The 18,868-nt window shown below is 58.9% G+C and carries 18 protein-coding genes and 1 pseudogene; 13 read left to right on the top strand and 6 right to left on the bottom strand.

What is annotated here, in order from left to right; genetic code table 11:
• Window positions 1-328: 328 nt before the first annotated feature.
• The gene (locus tag RZ517_RS04725) at window positions 329-1,003 is read right to left on the bottom strand and encodes a suppressor of fused domain protein (RefSeq protein ID WP_338550307.1); all 675 of its coding nucleotides are present in this window, start codon (window positions 1,001-1,003) and stop codon (window positions 329-331) included.
• 129 nt (window positions 1,004-1,132) lie between these two features.
• Window positions 1,133-2,083, bottom strand: coding sequence for a 4-hydroxy-3-methylbut-2-enyl diphosphate reductase (gene ispH, locus RZ517_RS04730; protein ID WP_338550308.1), 951 nt, complete (start codon window positions 2,081-2,083; stop codon window positions 1,133-1,135).
• Window positions 2,084-2,217: 134 nt separating this feature from the next.
• Here ispH and RZ517_RS04735 point away from each other — a divergent pair, with 134 nt between their 5' ends.
• From RZ517_RS04735 to RZ517_RS04750, 4 genes are read left to right on the top strand one after another with little or no spacing between them, the layout of a single operon-like run.
• Window positions 2,218-2,928 (top strand): NUDIX hydrolase, encoded by a 711-nt coding sequence (locus RZ517_RS04735; protein ID WP_338550309.1) that lies wholly within the window; start codon window positions 2,218-2,220, stop codon window positions 2,926-2,928.
• Between the two features lie 2 nt (window positions 2,929-2,930).
• Window positions 2,931-3,308, top strand: a complete 378-nt coding sequence (locus RZ517_RS04740; protein WP_338550310.1) for a hypothetical protein — start codon at window positions 2,931-2,933, stop codon at window positions 3,306-3,308.
• Entirely contained in the window at window positions 3,274-3,954 is a 681-nt protein-coding gene (locus RZ517_RS04745; protein ID WP_338550312.1) for a hypothetical protein, read from the top strand. The genes RZ517_RS04740 and RZ517_RS04745 overlap by 35 nt, the downstream gene beginning before the upstream one ends.
• Window positions 3,955-3,965: 11 nt before the next feature.
• A complete protein-coding gene (locus RZ517_RS04750; RefSeq protein WP_338550313.1) occupies window positions 3,966-4,862 on the top strand; it encodes a hypothetical protein in 897 nt (298 codons plus the stop codon).
• Between the two features lie 167 nt (window positions 4,863-5,029).
• On the opposite strand, the gene RZ517_RS04755 is transcribed toward RZ517_RS04750, so the two are convergent.
• Window positions 5,030-6,292: a cytochrome b/b6 domain-containing protein gene (locus RZ517_RS04755; protein ID WP_338550314.1), complete on the bottom strand. Its 1,263-nt coding sequence runs from the start codon at window positions 6,290-6,292 to the stop codon at window positions 5,030-5,032.
• A 181-nt stretch (window positions 6,293-6,473) separates the two neighbouring features.
• Here RZ517_RS04755 and fabD point away from each other — a divergent pair, with 181 nt between their 5' ends.
• The 3 genes from fabD to RZ517_RS04770 all read left to right on the top strand — a co-directional run bounded on the left by fabD (window position 6,474) and on the right by RZ517_RS04770 (window position 8,689).
• A complete protein-coding gene (fabD, locus tag RZ517_RS04760; protein ID WP_338550315.1) occupies window positions 6,474-7,409 on the top strand; it encodes an ACP S-malonyltransferase in 936 nt (311 codons plus the stop codon).
• An 81-nt stretch (window positions 7,410-7,490) separates the two neighbouring features.
• Complete coding sequence (gene fabG / locus RZ517_RS04765; protein WP_338550317.1) at window positions 7,491-8,228, top strand: 3-oxoacyl-[acyl-carrier-protein] reductase; 738 nt, start codon at window positions 7,491-7,493, stop codon at window positions 8,226-8,228.
• Between the two features lie 227 nt (window positions 8,229-8,455).
• Window positions 8,456-8,689: an acyl carrier protein gene (locus tag RZ517_RS04770; protein WP_298912012.1), complete on the top strand. Its 234-nt coding sequence runs from the start codon at window positions 8,456-8,458 to the stop codon at window positions 8,687-8,689.
• A gap of 126 nt (window positions 8,690-8,815) precedes the next feature.
• On the opposite strand, the gene RZ517_RS04775 is transcribed toward RZ517_RS04770, so the two are convergent.
• The gene (locus RZ517_RS04775) at window positions 8,816-9,388 is read right to left on the bottom strand and encodes an NYN domain-containing protein (RefSeq protein WP_317057842.1); all 573 of its coding nucleotides are present in this window, start codon (window positions 9,386-9,388) and stop codon (window positions 8,816-8,818) included.
• A gap of 149 nt (window positions 9,389-9,537) precedes the next feature.
• On the opposite strand from RZ517_RS04775, the gene folK reads away from it, so the two are divergent.
• The 3 genes from folK to argF all read left to right on the top strand — a co-directional run bounded on the left by folK (window position 9,538) and on the right by argF (window position 12,436).
• Entirely contained in the window at window positions 9,538-10,101 is a 564-nt protein-coding gene (gene folK, locus RZ517_RS04780) for a 2-amino-4-hydroxy-6-hydroxymethyldihydropteridine diphosphokinase (RefSeq protein WP_338550318.1), read from the top strand.
• Between the two features lie 218 nt (window positions 10,102-10,319).
• The gene (locus RZ517_RS04785) at window positions 10,320-11,513 is read left to right on the top strand and encodes an aspartate aminotransferase family protein (RefSeq protein ID WP_338550319.1); all 1,194 of its coding nucleotides are present in this window, start codon (window positions 10,320-10,322) and stop codon (window positions 11,511-11,513) included.
• Window positions 11,510-12,436: an ornithine carbamoyltransferase gene (argF, locus tag RZ517_RS04790; RefSeq protein WP_338550320.1), complete on the top strand. Its 927-nt coding sequence runs from the start codon at window positions 11,510-11,512 to the stop codon at window positions 12,434-12,436. The genes RZ517_RS04785 and argF overlap by 4 nt, the downstream gene beginning before the upstream one ends.
• 113 nt (window positions 12,437-12,549) lie before the next feature.
• Here the strand turns inward: argF and RZ517_RS04795 are convergent, their stop codons facing one another.
• Window positions 12,550-12,903 (bottom strand): cupin domain-containing protein, encoded by a 354-nt coding sequence (locus RZ517_RS04795; RefSeq protein ID WP_338550322.1) that lies wholly within the window; start codon window positions 12,901-12,903, stop codon window positions 12,550-12,552.
• Between the two features lie 73 nt (window positions 12,904-12,976).
• On the opposite strand from RZ517_RS04795, the gene gndA reads away from it, so the two are divergent.
• The 3 genes from gndA to RZ517_RS04810 all read left to right on the top strand — a co-directional run bounded on the left by gndA (window position 12,977) and on the right by RZ517_RS04810 (window position 15,927).
• Window positions 12,977-14,383: an NADP-dependent phosphogluconate dehydrogenase gene (gene gndA / locus RZ517_RS04800; RefSeq protein WP_338550323.1), complete on the top strand. Its 1,407-nt coding sequence runs from the start codon at window positions 12,977-12,979 to the stop codon at window positions 14,381-14,383.
• Between the two features lie 7 nt (window positions 14,384-14,390).
• Window positions 14,391-15,371, top strand: coding sequence for a sterol desaturase family protein (locus RZ517_RS04805; protein WP_338550325.1), 981 nt, complete (start codon window positions 14,391-14,393; stop codon window positions 15,369-15,371).
• A gap of 112 nt (window positions 15,372-15,483) precedes the next feature.
• Complete coding sequence (locus tag RZ517_RS04810) at window positions 15,484-15,927, top strand: hypothetical protein (RefSeq protein WP_338550326.1); 444 nt, start codon at window positions 15,484-15,486, stop codon at window positions 15,925-15,927.
• A gap of 262 nt (window positions 15,928-16,189) precedes the next feature.
• Here RZ517_RS04810 and hrpB read toward each other — a convergent pair.
• Window positions 16,190-18,636 (bottom strand): annotated as a pseudogene (gene hrpB / locus RZ517_RS04815) (ATP-dependent helicase HrpB).
• Window positions 18,637-18,868: the final 232 nt, after the last annotated feature.

The following is an 18,868-nucleotide window of genomic DNA, read 5'->3' on the forward strand; positions in this document are numbered from 1 at the left end:
GTGCATGGACTCTGACGGTGAATTTGGAGTGTGAAACGATCAGCCAGCGCCCATGGTTCGGACGCTTTCACGTCCGTTAGATAAATGGATTGAGCTGTTGATTCATCAGTTTCATGATCGGGGTACTATAAGCAGCCAATTTGAAAACCAAGAGGATTTCGTTAGCGGAAACTTTTTGCTGAAAGTTGGTTAAGCGGATGGTGTGGACTTTCAGTTTTCTTACGCGAACGGCTGCTTGCGTACATAAAAAATTGGTGATGGCTGGTGCGGTTGCGCCCAGTCAATTCTGCATGGCTCCAGCGAAATTTTCGAAAATTGGCCCAGTGTCTCAAAAAACACTCTGTCTGCGATCAAGGTCTGTCAGCAGCAGTCGATTTCCATTAGACAGCGCAGCAGCCATTTCTTTCGCAGAACTTTTCTTGTGACGTAACAGATCAAATTCTTCTTGTGTCAATCCAACAAGCTGCAAGAAATCGATCGGACCGTGCGGTGTCTCGATGCTCCCCAATTCGGGATCTTTGACCATAAGCAAAGCCACCATTGCGGTGTCCGCGTCGGCATGGATCGGACCATTTGCAGGAATAAAATGTCCATCTTCGAACCATTGTCGGCTTTGAAACACATAGCGTCCAAGGTTCTGCATCAAATTGATAGGCCAGATAGGAACATCGCCGTCAGAAAGCGGCATATCTTCTTCTTGCAACTTGAGCCGAAAGGTGAATTCAAATCCCCAACCACTGACTTGTCCGCCGACGGCTTCTTCGTTGTAGTGAAGTTCTGACATACCGTAGGAAACGTAATGCAGATGTGGAGACGACCCGGTGCGCTTGTAAACACTGACTCCATCTAGAGGATCAGGGCCGCCAAGTGCATAGGATATGATCGTTCCAAAGTGAAAGTCTGGCTCCACTTCGGGATAGAAACGCTGCAAGCCTTCATCTATTGCCGTCCAACCAGGACTATCGTCGACGTCGAAAGTTTCCTTGTAAGTTTCTAAATCCAACGTGCTTCCCCACCAGAACTATTAAATGAATTTTACTTTGCCTCCGAGGTTCAGACAATTCCCCGACAACCTGCCTTCTTATAACCCACAGCATCGTCCACTATGGGCTCAAACCAGTCACCAAAACCCCTACGCCGGTACTCTCAGCACCCTTGGCACCTTGAACTCAACGTTCTCCTGCGCGGTCTCGACAACCTCAACGGTCACCTCAAACCGATCCCGAAACGCGTCGATCACCTCGTTGATCAGCACTTCGGGCGCGGAGGCTCCAGCGGTGATCCCCATGGTCGTGATGCCCTCGAGCGCGCGCCAATCGATGTCGGTCGCGCGCTGCACCAGCTGGGCATATCTGCATCCCGCGCGTGCGCCCACTTCCACCAGACGTTTTGAATTCGACGAGTTGGGCGCGCCGACCACCAGCATCGCTTCGGCCTTTTGCGCCATAGCCTTCACCGCCTCCTGCCGGTTGGTGGTGGCATAACAAATGTCTTCCTTGTGCGGCCCAACAATGGCAGGGAACCGCGCCTGAAGCGCCGCCACGATATCGGCGGTATCATCCACCGACAGGGTGGTCTGCGTGACAAAGGCGAGCTTGTCAGGATCGCGCACCTCTACCTCGGCCACATCTTCAGCAGTTTCCACCAAGAGCACCTCGCCATCCGGCAGCTGACCCATGGTACCTACGGTTTCTGGATGGCCCTCATGTCCGATCATTATAATCTGTAGCCCGTTGGAGGCATGTCGCTCCGCCTCGATATGCACCTTGCTCACCAGCGGGCAGGTGGCATCGACATACAGCATTTCGCGCTTGGCGGCCTCGGCGGGCACGGATTTGGGCACACCATGGGCCGAAAAGATCACTGGGCGGTCATCGGGGCATTCCTCAAGCTCCTCGACAAACACGGCACCTTTGGCGCGCAGGTCATCCACCACGTATTTATTGTGCACAATCTCATGGCGCACATAGACCGGCGCCCCCCATTTTTCCAAAGCCATATCCACGATCTTGATGGCGCGGTCCACGCCTGCGCAAAAACCGCGCGGCGCTGCAAGATAAAGGGTTAGAGGCGGTTTCGTCATGGTCTCTCCTACATGCTCCAAGAGGTAAGCGGTCGGGCGCGCGAGGTCCAGAGGGAAAGGAATTTCTGGACAGGGCTTGACATATAATCAATATAGTAATAACTATAATGCAAATAACTAAGAATGACCCAAAGATGACCTCGATTTTCGACTATCCCAGCCCGGCCATAGCGGTGGACCTGGCGATCCTGTGCGTCCATGACGGCGCGCTGCGCTGTGTGATCATGCGCCGCGAGGACGGGGGCGTGATGGGGGGTGACTGGGCCTTGCCCGGTGGTTTCGTGCATCGCGACGGATCTTTGGAAGAGACCGTGACACGGGTCTTGCGCGACAAGACCAGTCTTCGGGACGTGCATTTCGAACAACTCGCCACGTATGGCACGCCGGGCCGCGATCCGCGCGGCCATGTGATCAGCGTGGTTTACCTCGCCATCCTGCCGGCTGAGATGCTGATCAAAGGCGTTGAAGCCAATTCCGGCCTGCGGCTTGTGCGTGTGTTAGTGGATTGGCCCGGCGAAACTGGCGGCACGGCGCATGTATCAGACGACACCGGAGCGCCTATGCACATGGCCTTCGACCACGCGGATATCCTGGGCGACATGGTCAAGCGCCTGCGCGGCAAGCTGGACTATACGCCCATCGGGTTCGAATTCCTGCCCTCCCGCTTCACTTTGCGGGATGTGCAGGCGGTCCATGAAGCCATTCTGGACCAAAGCCTGACCAAACCGGCCTTTCGCCGGAAGCTTTTGGACAGGCACACCCTGCGCGCCACGGGCGTGCGGGAAAGTGGCGGGGCCTATCGTCCGGCCGAATTGTACGAGTTGTCACAAGATCAGGAGGAATGATCATGGCACAAATCACAAGATACCCATTTGCAAGCCACCTGCGGGCTGAGGCCTCGAGCCACATCCGGCATTACCGCGAAGGCAAGATCCGTCGCGAGGGCCGCGGGCTGTCTTTTTGGTTTGACCCGACCCGTGGGTCGATCATTGAGGTCCCGCTTGCGGACCGCGAGCTGACCTTTTTGGTCAAATCGCAATCCTCCGACTATCAGGATCTCGCTGTGCAAGGCACCGTTCTGTGGCGCGTGGCGCGTGGCGGATGCGGCGCGGCTCTCGGACCGGCTGGATTTCACCCTCGATCTGAAGACCGGAAAGCCGAAGAGCAAGCCAGAGGACCACATCCGCTCTGTGCTGAGCGCATTGTCCCGGCAATATGTCGATGACTACATCAAGGCGCTGGGCGTGCGTGCGGTGCTGGAGGCGGGGCTGGCCCCTTTGCAAACAGCGCTGAACGCGGGCTTTGCCAAGGATCCCACCCCCGAGGCCATGGGCCTTGAGGTCATCGCGGTGCGCGTGGCCAACCTTAGCCCAAGCTCGGAACTGGCCCGTGCCTTGCAGGCCCCGACCTTTGAGGCATTGCAGCAGCAATCGGACGAAGCGACCTTTGCCCGTCGTGCTTTGGCGGTGGAAAAGGAACGCGCCATTGCCGAAAACGAGCTGAACAATCAGGTCGAACTGGCCGCGCGTCAGGCCGAGCTGATTGCCCGCGAGGACGCCAATGGCCGGGCCGAGGCCGAAGCCAAGGCGGCGGCCAGCAAGATTGCGGCAGAGGGGGCCGCCGAGGCCAAGGTCATTGGAGCCGAGGCCGAAGCGACCCGCGTGCGCGCAGTGGAGCAGGCGCAGGCCGATATGGAAAAGGCCCGTATGGCCGCGCTGTCGCAACTGGCACCTGAGGCGCTCTATGCCTTGGCGGCGCGCGAATTCGCCACCAAGCTGGAGAAAATCGACAGCGTGACCATCAGCCCCGATATGGTGGCCGGTCTGGTCAAACAGCTGCAGGGTGTCATGCCTGCGGCGGCCCGAGAATAGGAGGATGAGTGATGTCCAGTCTCCGCCCCCGTATTGTGCTTGTGACGCGCGAAACAGAGCTTTCGGCGCTGCTGGCCCGGCACGGGACGCGGGGGCAGGTGGAGTTCTACCTGTCCTCGCGCGGTCAGGTGTTCGAAGAGGTCGAAACCCGTGACCGCATCCAACGTGACGCCGTGACCGCGGCCAAGGCGATGGTGCCGCCCGAGTGGTCCTTTGCCGAGGTGGAACGCGGCGATCTCAACCGGTTTTTGTTCTTTCCCAATGACGTTGTCGTCGCCCTTGGGCAGGACGGTCTGGTGGCCAATCTGGCCAAGTATCTCGAGGGTCAGCCGGTCATCGGCGTCACCCCCTCCAGCGATATGGGCGAGGGGGTTTTGACACCTCATGGGCTCAAGGCGCTGCCTGATTTGATGCAGCGCGCCGGAACCGACGATGTCGAGGCTCAGGCCCGCGCCATGGTCGAGGCGCAGCTTGCCGGGGGCGACAGGCTCTTGGCGCTCAATGAGCTTTTCATCGGTCACCGGTCACATCAAAGCGCACGCTATGAGCTGCAGTTTGGGGATGCGCGTGAGTTTCAATCCTCAAGCGGGATGATCGTGTCCACTGGCACGGGCCTGACGGGCTGGGCAAAGTCGATCATGACCGCCACCCGGGCCAACTACAGCTTTGGTGCTGAGGACGCCAAGGCGGTGTTCTTTGCGCGCGAGCCATGGCCGAGCCGTCAATCCGGTGCCGAATTGCGCACAGGGCTGATCGAAGAAAACGCGCCGCTCGATGTGCTGTCGCGCATCAATGAAGGCGGGGTGATTTTTGCCGATGGGATCGAGCAGGACTTTCTGAGCTTTGACTGGGGCGCGCAGGTGAATGTGCGCGTGGCCGAGGCGCGGCTCAAGCTGGTGGTGGGATAGGACGTTGCCCAGCGCGGTAGGGCGGGATTTCATCCCGCCTGACGTGACCTCAAAGGCCGGGGTGAACCCCGGCAGACCGCACCCGCACTTGGGTGGAAAGGTTTGAAAAGTCAAATTTTAACAATCTGTTAACTTGTTTCGCGCGCGAAACATTTACCTGCGCCTCGCTACCCACCACGTGCCGTCAGTTCAAAAGAGATCACCACGCTGGCTCCCACATTTCCCTCATCCGAACCGCCAACCCCAAAATCGCGCCGGTCTACGGTCAACTGTCCTTGGGCGTCGGCGAGTCCGTCGGTGATGGCAAGCTCAAAGGGTATCGCCACGGGCACCTCTGCGCCCTTTATGGTCAGTTTGCCTTGCGCCACGAGACCGGTTTCGCCCTCAATGATCTGCGCTTCAAAAAGCGCTGTCGGGTGATTTGCCGCGTCAAGAAAATCCGCTCCCGTGGCGTTGGATGTCACCGACCCGAGCGTGAGTGAGGCAACGTCGACACTGACCTGCACCGAGCCAAATACACCGTTGCTATCAGGTGTCTCAGAATAGGTGATGTCCGCCGTCCATGTCGCAAAGCTGCCTTTGACTTCAGACCCCAGTTGCGTGACCGCGATACTGAGCGTGCCGGTCTCAACGATCCATTGATTGTCGCCGGGGGCAACAACGGGTTCGGCGGTCTCGGCGGTTTGTGTCTTCTCCACAGCGGGTGCAGCTGTTTCAACATGAGCCTCATGCGGCTTGAGCCAGCCGAGGGCAGATGCGGTGCCGAGAGCAACACCCCATACAATCAGCGCAGCCATGAATGGCAGAGCATGACCAGGCTGTTGTTCTGTCGGCTCAGCAGACATCCGCCCTGGCAACATGCGCCGCAGCGTGGCATCCCCGTCGATCACATGGTGTTTGAGCGCGCCGGCGATGTGAAGCGCCACAGACCCAACCAGCACCCATTGCAGGATATAGTGCAAACCGGCCATCTGATGCGCCAGCGCTTCGTCCTTGGGTACAAAGGGCAGGGATTGACCAAAAGGCCACCAGATGGGCGCAAATCCCGTGGTTGCCGCATGATGGATCCACCCGGTCAGCGGCACAAGAACCAGTGAGCCATAGAGCAGCCAATGCACGGTCTCTGCGGCCATCGCCTCTGGCGTGTTGTCGCCGTTGAGCAAACCCGGCTTTGTCTGGGTTACAGCCCACATGATACGCAACAGCGCCACGAAAAAGATCGTCACACCGATCGTCTTGTGCAGAGAAAACAGAAACGCTGCGCGCGAGATATCCGCATCGGTGGTGGCCACTTGGGGATCGTTGATCGCATAGGCCAGATTATTGGCGATGATGCCCAGAGGTATGACGCTGAGGATCAACAGCGCCGTGAGCCAGTGAAAGCTCTTGGTCACAGTGCCGTAGGTGGTGTTCGAATTGGAAAGAGACATGGGAAGCGTCCTGCGAATCTCAAAGCTGTACATGTACCTATACGCCTCAGCGACCAGAACAATTCCCACTCACGCACATGTTTCGTGCAAGGACGCGCGAAACAGTGCGCGCGTGTGAGACATTGCGCGCCGGGCTGTGGCACGGTATCGGAAAAAGAACAGTCGGAAGAAAGGGCTAACCATGAGCAAAGCATTTGTTTTTCCCGGACAAGGCGCGCAGAGCATCGGCATGGGCCAGGCGCTGGCTGAGGCATATCCAGCAGCAAAGGCGATTTTTGAAGAGGTAGATGAGGCGCTCGGCGAAAGCCTGAGTGGGCTGATCTGGGACGGGGATCAGGAGACACTGACGCTGACGCAAAATGCACAACCTGCTTTGATGGCCACCTCCATGGCCGCGATGCGGGCGCTGGAAGCTGAGGGCGTGGGCGTTGATCAGGCGGCCATGGTCGCGGGGCATTCGCTGGGAGAATACTCCGCACTCGCAGCCGCCGGTGCGCTCCAGATCGGCGATTGCGCGCGTCTCTTGCGCACGCGGGGTCTGGCGATGCAGGCCGCGGTGCCGGTCGGCCAGGGTGCCATGGCGGCGATCCTCGGGCTGGATTTGGCCGCTGTGCGTGATGTCGCGGAGGCGGCGGCCCAGGGTGAGGTCTGTCAGGCAGCCAATGATAACGACCCCGCTCAGGTTGTGGTGTCAGGTAACGCAGCGGCGGTGGAACGCGCTGTGGACATCGCGAAGGAGAAGGGCGCCAAGCGCGCCGTGCTCTTGCCGGTGAGCGCACCCTTTCATTGTGCCCTGATGCAACCGGCCGCAGATGCGATGGCCGAAGCTTTGGCAGAGGTGCAGATCGCCAAGCCCAAAGTGCCGGTGGTCGCCAATGTGCGCGCCGCTCAGGTGGAGGATCCCGAAGAGATACGCAGCTTGCTTGTCGAGCAGGTCACCGGTTCGGTGCGCTGGCGGGAATCGGTGGAGCATATGGGCGGCGCAGGCGTGACCGAGATCTGGGAGATCGGCGCTGGCAAAGCATTGAGCGGGATGGTGCGGCGCATCAATCGCGAGATCGCGGTGCGCGCTGTTGGCACGCCAGAGGACGTGGCGGCAGCAGTGGCCGACGCCTGAGCCCAAGACCAAGAAAATTCGAATTTTCTTGGCAAATTTCTTTGTGAAGAAATTTGCCATGTGATCAAGGAAGGAAAAAACATGTTTGATCTGACGGGAAAAACCGCGCTGGTGACCGGGGCATCCGGGGGCATCGGAGGGGCGATTGCCTCTGCTTTGCATGGTGCGGGTGCCACTGTCGCTTTGTCAGGCACACGGGTCGAACCACTTGAGGCCTTGGCCAAAGAGCTAGGGGACCGCGCGCATGTTTTGCCGTGTAATCTCAGTGATCCCGAGGCGGTAGATGCCTTGCCCAAGGCCGCGCTGGAGGCGATGGGGTCGCTGGATATCCTTGTCAATAACGCTGGCATCACCCGCGACCAGATTTTCATGCGTATGTCGGACGAAGAATGGCAGAGCGTCATAGATGTCAATCTGACCGCCACCATGCGTCTCTGTCGCGGGGTCATGCGACCGATGATGAAGGCGCGATGGGGGCGGATCATCAACATCAGTTCCATCGTTGGCGCCACAGGCAACCCTGGGCAGGTCAATTATGCCGCGTCCAAGGCCGGGATGGTTGGTTTGACCAAATCCATTGCTTATGAGGTGGCCAGCCGCGGGATCACCGCCAATGCGGTGGCGCCGGGCTTTATTGCCACGGCCATGACGGATAAGCTGACGGACGAGCAGAAAGACAAGATCAACGGTCAGATTCCAGCGGCACGTATGGGCACGCCAGAGGAAATTGCCGCGGCTGTTCTGTACCTTGCAAGCCAGGAAGCAGGCTATGTGACGGGGACCACCTTGCACGTCAATGGCGGCATGGCGATGCTTTGATTTGCGTCTTTGTGCTGCTTCCAAAGCACGCGAGGGAAACCATTTGCCAATCCAGCGCCATGTGCTATAGGCGGCGCAGATGACGCGGGGGCAGCATCTGACTGTCCTCGATATGCCTGGGAAACTGGGCACATTGCAGACGCCCGCCGGGCACCCTATATGGCGCTTCACTGGGCTGAGCGCAGGACTTGTGGGCCACGCGCCCGACAGAATATGAGGATGACAAAATGAGCGATATCGCAGACCGCGTAAAAAAGATCGTTGTGGAACACCTTGGTGTGGAAGAAGACAAGGTAGCTGAAAACGCTTCCTTTATTGACGATCTGGGCGCGGACAGCCTCGACACGGTCGAATTGGTTATGGCCTTCGAAGAAGAATTCGGCATCGAAATTCCTGATGACGCAGCCGAAACCATTCAGACCTTTGGTGACGCGGTGAAGTTCATTTCTGAAGCGTCCTAAACCGCTTTCGATTGATGAAAAAAAGCCCCTGCCGTGTGGCGGGGGCTTTTTCTATGCTCTGACCGGTTGGGTCACGATGTGGTGCGGTGTCGTGGTTCTGTTTGGGCTCACGCGCCCGGATCGGGCTTATTTTGCGGGAACGGCCATTTGCTCACGGACGGGTGCGTCTTCGCGCGGGGGGCGGCCAATCACGTCGCGCAGATCTTCCAATTCGATAAAGTTGTCGGCCTGACGGCGCAGCTCGTCGGAAATCATTGGCGGCTGACTGCGAATGGTCGAGACCACTGAGACGCGCACGCCCTGACGCTGAAGGCTTTCCACCAGAGGGCGGAAGTCACCGTCACCGGAGAAGAGCACAATATGCTCAACCCGTGGCGCCAATTCCATGGCATCAACGGCAAGTTCAATATCCATATTGCCTTTGACTTTGCGGCGTCCCTGGCTGTCGGTGTATTCCTTGGCCGGTTTGGTAACCATGGTGAAGCCGTTGTAGTTCAGCCAGTCGACCAGAGGCCGGATTGGCGAATACTCATCATTCTCAAGAAGTGCCGTGTAATAAAACGCGCGCAAAAGCTTGCCACGACGCATAAACTCCGTCCTGAGAAGCTTGTAATCGATGTCAAATCCGAGCGACTTGGCAGCGGCATACAGATTCGATCCATCGATGAACAGCGCGAGCCGTTCGTCCTTGTAAAACATTAAAAGTCCTTCCAAATTATTATTTTTACCCGTCCGCGTTGTTCCGAGTGTGAGTGGTTAGGAAACGGACGAGTTCAAAATGCGAACCTAAAAGTTTAGTTTCGGTCGCGCAAGAGTCTTGTAACCATCCAAAGGGATAGGTCTGTGTCATGTCAAATCAAACCTGTCTGATTGCTTTGGGCGGCAATATTCCGACCGCTGAAGGCGGACCGGCACACACATTGAAAGAGGGCCTGAAGTCACTCGCGCGACGCGACATTGAGGTCAAAGACGTGAGCCGGTTTTATGCAACTCCGTGCTTTCCCAAAGGGGCTGGACCGGACTATGTCAACGCTGCCGCTGTACTCGTGTCCGATCACACGCCTGAAATACTGATGCAGGTGTTGCATGAGGTTGAGGCCGAATTTGGCCGTGCGCGTGAGCAGAGATGGGGGCAAAGAACGCTGGATCTCGATCTCTTGGCGGTCGAGTCCGAGATTTGGCCGGATGAAGACACCCATAGGGCGTGGCGCGACCTGTCCTTACAGGATCAGATGCAAAACGCACCAGACACGTTCATCCTGCCGCATCCCAGACTTCAAGACCGGGCATTTGTTCTTGTGCCATTGGCGGACATCGCGCCGGACTGGCGGCATCCGATTTTGAACCGTAGCGTGCGCGAAATGTTGGCCTGTTTGTCCGAGCAGGACATAGCGGAGGTCGTGCCGTTGTAAGGCGGTCGCAAAAATGCCTTTGCTTCGTGGCGTGAGTTATGCCATGACCGCGCCATGATCAAACGAGCCATATACGCTGCAAGCCGACGCCGACGTTTTCCCGTCTGACGTTTCGTCATTTGTTTGATCCCGGCAGATCGCTGCCTTTTCCCATCCCAGATTGACTTGTCGCCGCCCATGCGGCACTCAAGAAACCTTCGAAAATAAGGAATGACGCTATGATCCCGTCTGTCTTGCCAACCTATAACCGTGCGCCCTTGCAGTTTGTCAAAGGCGAAGGCAGCTGGCTGATCGAGGCAGATGGGCGCCGATTTTTGGATTTGGGCGCCGGGATTGCGGTGAATGCGCTCGGGCATGCGCATCCAGCGCTTGTCGCCGCTTTGACCGAGCAGGCAGGTGCGCTGTGGCACACGTCAAACCTTTATCATATCCCGCAACAGCAGGCTTTGGCCGACAAGCTGGTTGCGGCGACCTTTGCCGATACGGTGTTTTTCACCAATTCCGGGACTGAGTCTTGTGAATTGGCAGTCAAGATGGCGCGCAAATACTTTTTTGAAAAAGACCAGCCCGAGCGCGTTGATATCCTAACCTTTGACGGATCTTTCCACGGCCGGTCCTCCGCGGGTATCGCTGCGGCAGGGTCTGAGAAGATGACGCACGGCTTTGGGCCGCTGCTGCCGGGGTTCAAGCATCTGCCTTTCGGGGATCACGACGCGCTGACTGCGGCGATTGACAACAAGACAGCGGCGATTTTGGTGGAACCCATTCAGGGCGAAGGCGGTATTCGGCCATTGCCGGATGTCTGTTTGAAGGGCTTGCGTGATCTGTGTGATGAGCATGGACTGCTCTTGATCCTGGATGAGGTGCAATGCGGTGTCGGACGCACCGGCAAGCTTTTTGCGCACGAATGGGCGGGGATTGAGCCCGACATCATGATGGTCGCCAAGGGCATTGGTGGGGGCTTCCCACTTGGGGCGGTTCTGGCCAAGGCAGAGGCCGCGTTAGGTATGACGGCGGGCACACATGGGTCGACCTATGGGGGCAACCCGCTGGGCTGTGCCGTTGGCAATGCCGTGATGGATCATGTCACGGCACCTGGCTTTCTGGATGATGTGAACCGCAAGGCAGGGCTTTTGCGCCAGAAGCTGGAAGCGCTGGTGGCTGGTTACCCGTCTGTCTTTGAAGAGGTGCGCGGATCGGGCTTGATGCTGGGTCTGAAATGCGTGCCGCCGGTGGGAGACGTGGTGTCGGCGGCGTATGATGCGGAAATGGCGATTGTGCCGGCGGCGGAAAATACCGCGCGGCTGTTGCCGCCGCTGACAATCACCGACGACGAAATCTCCGAGGCGGTGAAGCGGCTGGAGGCGGTCGCGCATCAGGTGGCCACCACAAGCGACGAGCAACCGGCATGAACCATTTTCTTGATATTCACAAAACCGACGCGACCGAATTGCACCATATCATCAATTCGGCTCAGGAGATGAAGGACGCACGCGCTGGCCGCACGCGTGGCGCGTTGGATGATGACTTGCCTTTGAAAGACCGGGTTGTGGCGCTCATCTTTGAAAAGCCGTCGACCCGGACGCGCATCAGCTTTGATGTAGGCGTGCGCCAGATGGGCGGAACGACCATGGTTCTGTCCGGGACGAACATGCAGTTGGGCCATGGCGAGACGATTGCCGACACAGCCCGCGTGATGAGCCGCTATGTCGACCTCATTATGATCCGCACCTTTGATGAAAGCGTGCTGATGGAGATGGCCGAATATGCCGATGTGCCGGTGATCAATGGTCTCACCGACCGCACACATCCCTGCCAGATCATGGCGGATGTCATGACGTTTGAAGAGCATCGCGGCCCGATCAAGGGTAAGAAAGTCGTGTGGTCGGGGGATGGCAACAACGTGTGCTCGTCCTTCCTTCATGCCGCAGCACAGTTTCAGTTTGACCTGACTTTTACCGGCCCGTCGCAGCTTGACCCCGAGGACGAATTTGTCGGGCTGGCGCGCAAGGCTGGCTCAAAAGTGGTCATTGAACGCGATCCGTTCAAAGCCGTTGAAGGCGCAGATCTGGTGGTCACGGACACCTGGGTCAGTATGCATGACAGCCAGTCGAGCAAGGAACGCCGCCACAACATGCTGCGCCCCTATCAGATCAATGAGGAACTGATGTCCCACGCCAAGCCGGACGCGCTTTTCATGCATTGCCTGCCCGCGCATCGTGAGGAAGAGGCCACATCGGCGGTGATGGACGGTCCTAACTCGGTGATCTTCGACGAGGCCGAGAACCGGTTGCATGCGCAAAAGGCGATCATGCGCTGGTGTTTGGGGGTTTGACGCAGATTGATGGAGCGCGCTGCGCGCGCACTTTATATCTCGGCTCTGGCCTTTGGCCGCCGCCTCGGATGGCCTCCGGCGGCGGTATTTTTACCAAGAAAGAAGCAGGTGAATTACTCCACGATCATATAGAACTTGCGCAAGCGCTCGGTGATTTCCCAGACCACAGGCGCGCCCTTGGCGATGTAGAACGTATCGCCGGGGCCGAATTCCTCGACCGCACCATCGGGATGGGTGAGGCGCAGGCGACCTGATATGAGCGTCATCATTTCATGCACCGGGTAGGCATCTATCTCTTCCCGGGTGGGGGCACATTCCCATGTGCCGGTCAGCACACTTTCGTCATTGGTGGCGAAATGGGTGTGGTTGAGTTCGGTCTTGTCGTCAGTGGTGAAGGCTTCTGCGGGGGCAAGGGCAGAGGTTTCCATCGTCGGATTGGCATCGAGGCGAAAAGGCAGGTGCGACATGGTGAGGCTCCTTGGCATCATTGGGATGTCAGTCTACCCTAGCCGGAAAAGACGCGCCGTAAAGGGGAGGCCCATGGCAGACGACAAGGCACAGATCGGGGTGTACGGTCTGGGGACGATGGGCAGTGCGCTGGCGCTCAACATGGCCGAGAAAGGCTTTCGTGTTGCAGTGACCAACCGCGAGGTTGAGTGGATCGCAGAATTCATGAAAGAGGCCGGGGACCTGGCGAACGCCCTTGTGGCACATGATACGCTTGAGGCGTTTGTGGCGGGCTTAAAGACGCCGCGGGTGATCCTGTTCATGATCCCGTCGGGTAAACCGATGGACATGATGATCGAGGCGGTTGCGCCTTTGCTTGAGGATGGCGATACGATCATCGACGGGGGCAATGCCAATTTCCACGACACCCGTCGCCGATCTGCGGCGCTGGCCGAGAAAGGCCTGCATTTTGTTGGTATGGGCGTCTCGGGTGGCGAGAAGGGCGCGCGGCATGGGCCCTCCATGATGGTGGGCGGCAGTGATCACAGCTGGGCTCAGCTGCGCAATGTCTTGCGTGCGATCGCGGCGCGATACGAAGATGAACCCTGCGTGGATCACCTTGGGCCGGACGGGGCCGGGCATTTCGTCAAGACGGTGCATAACGGGATCGAGTATGCCGATATGCAGGTGATCGCCGAGATTTATGCGCTCTTACACTATGGCGCGGTGTGGCCACCCGCCGAGATTGGCAAGCTCTTTGAGGCGTGGAACGAGGGGCCGCTGAAGTCTTACCTCGTCGAGATTACTGGGCAGCTGTTGCAGTATCACGACCCCAAGACCGGTCATCCGGTGGTCGATGTGATCAAGGATGCCGCCGGGCAAAAGGGCACCGGGCGCTGGACTGTGGTCGAGGCGGTGCGCATGGGGCAGGCCGCCAATATGATTGAGGCCGCCGTGGGCGCGCGCAGCTGGTCCTCAGAGAAAGACACCCGCCAAAGTGCACAGACTATTCTGGGCGGCGCGCGGGGAGCATTGGAGGTGGATGCAGGCACGTTGTCAGAGGCGTTCATGGCGGCGCGGATCCTGTGCTATGCGCAAGGGTTTCGCGTGCTGGCGGCGACGTCCGAAGAGTACGACTGGACCCTCGATTTTGCCCGAATTGCCGAGGTCTGGCGCGCAGGGTGCATCATCCGGTCTGCGCTTCTTGATGATATCTCAGAGGCGTTTCGCGGTGAGCTTCCGCATGGGCAGCTTATCCTCACGCCACGTTTTGCCAGCCGCCTGACCGAGTGCCTCCCGGCGTTGCGCAAGGTGGTCGGGGACGCGGTGGCGGGCGGGCATGCCATTCCGGCGCTGTCGGCCGCGCTGCAATGGTATGACACGATGCGGCAAGGGTTTGGCACGGCCAATATCATTCAGGCACAGCGCGATTTCTTTGGCTATCACGGCTTTGAGCGTCTGGGCGAAGAGGGCGTGCATCACGGGCCCTGGTGGGATTGAGTGAAACATGACAGAGACGCCTGATCCCAAGCTGCCCGGTTGGAACCATGTACCGGATGTGCCTATTGCCGTGTCGCCTTTCTTTAGCTGGCCCCCTGATCCGCGGCGCATGGCGCAGTGGACCGCTGTGCGCTGGTTTCAGATTGCCGAGAATTCGATCCTTGTTGTCCTTGCGCTGATTTGCTGGGCGTTTTTCCAGCCGTCGATGGAGACCGCCAAGACGCTGAGCCTGGATTGGGTGGCGGGCATATGGCTGCGCAACATGGGGTTGATGATTTTGGTGGCCGGTGGTCTGCACTGGTTCTTTCACGGGGCGCGGCGGCAGGGGGATCGGCTCAAGTTTGACCCACGGGAGCTGATGCGCAACGGCAAGCAATTCACATTGGGAGGTCAGGTGCGGGACAACATGTTCTGGAGCCTGACGAGTGGTGTTGGGGTCTGGACCGCCTATGAGGTGCTGATCTTTTGGGCGATGGCGAATGGGTATGCGCCGGTTTTGTTTTGGTCAGATAATCCGATTTGGTTTGTGCTGATCTTCCTGCTGACGCCGGTTTGGATTTCGTTTCACTTCTACTGGATCCACCGCGCCCTGCATTGGGGTCCGCTCTACCGGATCGCGCATTCCCTGCATCACCGCAATATAAATGTGGGGCCGTGGTCGGGGCTATCGATGCACCCGGTGGAACATGTGATATTCTTCAGTTCCATTCTCATTCATTTTGTCATCCCGGCGCATCCGCTGCATATCCTCTTTCACATGCAGCATCAGGCGCTGACGGCGGCGACCTCGCATACCGGGTTTGAGAACATGCTGGTGAAGGACCGCAAGACGCTGGCGCTGGGGACGTTCCACCACCAGATGCACCACCGGTATTTTGAGGTGAATTACGGGAATCTAGAGATGCCCTGGGACAAGTGGTTTGGCACGTTCCATGACGGGACGGTTGAGGCGCATGAGGCGCTGAAGGACCGGCGGGGAAGGGGGTAGGGTAGTGTCGGAAGGGTGGGTTTGAGGCCCAAAGCGGTGAATTCGTCGTTACGCTCGAATCTCGTTCAGCTACTTTGATTTCAAAAAAGCAATCCGGTCAAAGTCAGCGATTATGCAAACAAAGCTATTTGGTTACTGGATATCCGCCGTTGATGAAAGCAGCGCGAAAGAAGCAGTCAAAATGGCAGGACTTCCAATCCTAATCATGGGCGCAAATGTAGCGTTGCTGACCTTGGTCTCGCTTGTACAACCTGTTCCAAACTTAGCTTTTGCCGGAGTAACGGCATTCATAGCTTTGTTGTTGTTTGTGCTTGCTTTTCGTATACGCGCCGGGCATGCGTCAAGGGTGCCAGTCGCAGTTTTCTTGTTTGTCGCTTTTTTTGTTGGCAACGCGGTTTTTTCATATTGGGCATGGAAGGTGTTGGGCAGTGGTCAGTCTACTGGAGCCGGGCTGGTTATGGGTTGGATAGTGCCAACAATCTGCATGATACTGGTCGTCGCAGGACTCAGAGGTTGGATTTGGCTCAAAGCCAACAAAGCCGTAACTACTTTCTAGCTAACCAGATGGCCGCAAAGTCCGCACAACTGTTGCGACTTCACAGCACCAAAGGCACGGAATCAAGGGGCGCAGCCCCGCCGTGCCAGCGACGGACCGGCCCGGAAGGGCCGTCGCTTTGTCAACGTATGCGCGGCGAATTTTCAGCAGGCAGGTTTGGCGCGGATAAAGCGCGTCAATCAGAAGGAGGCCGCGCCGTCCCCCGGTCCGCCGCTGGCACGGCTTGACACGAGCGGATGCAAGGCATCCCAACAACCATGCCTCACCCCCGCCGTTTCGCCCTCAGCGTTGGGTCCGCCTCTCGCGGGTCTTCTGGCCAAGGGTGCTTTGGATACCGCCCGCGCATGTCTTTGCGCACGTCGGGGTAGGAATTCACCCAAAAGCCCGGGATATCGAGCGTGGTTTGCACAGGGCGGCCTGCGGGGGACAGGAGCGTGACGCGTAGGGGGTGGCGCCCACCAAGGGATGTGAGGTCTGGCCGAACATTTCCTGCAGGCGCAGGGAAATCTCGGGGTGCTCACCGGCATAATCGATGGGGATCTTGCGGCCCAGAGGCGTGGTGAAATGCGCCGGGGCGGCGGCGTCGAGCCTTTGCATCTGCTCCCAAGTCAGACGCGCGCGCAGGGCGTCGAGCATATCAAACCGTCTCCAGTCCTGGGCGGTCTTGACGCCGTTGAGATAGGGCAAGAGCCAGTCTTCAAGCTCTTCTAGAAGCGCCATGTCGGACATATCAGGCAAGTCCTCACCAGAGTCCCATAACAGCGCGCCGCGCGCCACAAACCGGCGCGCGGCGTCGGTCCATGTCAGCCCAAGGTCACGCACCCCGTCCAGCATGGCTTCGGCAATCTCTGCATCAGGCGCGTCTTTCCAGACGCGGTCTTCGAGCACGAGTGCGCCAAATAGCTCTTGGCTGCGGGCGGTGACTTGACGAGAGCGCTTGTCCCATTGGCATGTGTTCTGCCATGCGATCTGATCACCGAAGCGCCCGCGCAGCTCGGCCTCGGACAGGGCAATCGCCTGTCGAATGCGCGCCTCACGCGGGTTGCCATCAAGATCCGTGACCACGATAAGCCGCGTGCCTGCCATCACATCGTCATCAGCCATCACAGCCCCTTTGCCACCTGACAAAACATAGCGCGGCGCATCGCCTTCGCGGCGCAGGCCAATGCGGTCGGGATAGGCGAGGGCCGCCATGTCCGCGTCGCTCAAGCCGGATGGGCTGGCTTGAACTTGCGACGACAGTCTTTTGGCTTCTTTCCGGATGCGGGCCAGCGACCCGGCATTGGCGGGCCATGGGTGTCTGGCGGCATAGCTCTTGGCATCGCGCAGCGCAGCGAGGCGCAGCGACAGGTCACATGGCGCGCCGCGCGCAAGCGGATCACGGTCCGCGAGCAGAGCTGCCAGAAAGGCAGCACCCGGGCCAGCGCGCTCTAGCATATGCGCGAGACGCGGGTGCAGGGGCAGACGGGCCAATCGCTTGCCATGCGCAGTGATGCGCCCCGAGTCGTCCAGGGCCTGCAACATCTGCAAGAGTCCTCTTGCCTCGGCAAAACTGCCCGCATTGGGCTGCGTCAAAAGCGGCAGAGCTTCGGGCGTGGTCCCCCAAAGTGCCAGTTCCAATGCCAGACCCGTGAGGTCCGCGGCCTCGATCTCTGCCGGGGGATAGGCCGGCAGGGCGCCTTCCTCGGCCTTTGTCCAGAGCTTGTAGCAGACACCTTCGGCCACGCGTCCTGCGCGCCCCTGACGTTGGGTTGCCTCGGCGCGGGTCACAGGCTCTGTCACCAGCCGCGACATACCTGATCCGGGGTCAAACCGTGCGCGCCGCGCTTTACCGCCATCCACAACAACGCGGATGTCTTCAATAGTGAGCGAGGTTTCAGCGATGGCTGTGGCCAGCACGATCTTGCGACCGCCTTTCACTGGCGCAATCGCGGCCTGTTGCGCGGTAAAGGGCATGGCACCGAAGAGGGGCTGCAGGTGGCAATCCTGAGGCAACCGATCAGTCAACGCCGACTCCAGACGTCGAATTTCACCTTCTCCGGGGCAAAAGACCAGCACGCCGCCTTCGGTCTCAGTCACGGCCTGCTGCACCAGATCAGCAAGAGCGCCGCCCCATCGGGTGTCTTTGTGCAGGGGGCGTGGCAAATGGCGGGTTTCTACCGGGAAACTGCGCCCTTCAGAGGTGATCACTGGCGCATGCATGAGATTGGCCACGGGTTCTGCGTCCAGCGTTGCGGACATCGCCAGAAGCGTCAGATCCTCGCGCAAGACCCCCGCCACTTCGAGGCAAAGTGCGAGACCAAGGTCAGCATTGAGAGAGCGCTCGTGAAACTCGTCAAAGATGACAGTTCCAATGCCCTTGAGTTCCGGCTCAGATTGAATGCGGCGGGTGAGGATGCCTTCGGTCACAACTTCGATCTGTGTCGCGTCCGAGACCTTGGCCTCTCCCCGCACCCGGTAGCCCACTGTTTTGCCAACCGGCTCGCCCAGAGTTTGCGCCATACGCTCGGCGGCGGCGCGCGCGGCAAGTCTGCGTGGCTCCAGCATGACAATGCGCCCCTGGCTCAGCCCAGCCTTCAGGATTTCCAGCGGAACCACGGTGGTCTTACCTGCTCCGGGCGGCGCTTGAAGCACGGCACGGCCTTGATCTTGCAAGGCATTCAGCAAAGGCGCTATGGCGTCGTGGATGGGCAGACGAGGTGTAGTCATACCCGACTTATCAACGATGACGGGCTTGGATTCCAGGGCGACGCGTCTTAGAATTCTTGGCGCCCGGACACGCCTCGTGGAGATTTGTCTGACACTCGTGCCAAGCCGGGACCTGGGGATGGACCGACCTGACGTAAGACGCATAACCCACATATAAGGCGTATCCGGACGCAGACCGGGGTCTGTGGCAGGATCGGGTTTGCGCGTGATGCGCAGGTGACCCCGGGATAAC

The organism is Roseovarius sp. S88 (assembly GCF_037023735.1).
GTDB lineage: Bacteria > Pseudomonadota > Alphaproteobacteria > Rhodobacterales > Rhodobacteraceae > Roseovarius > Roseovarius phycicola.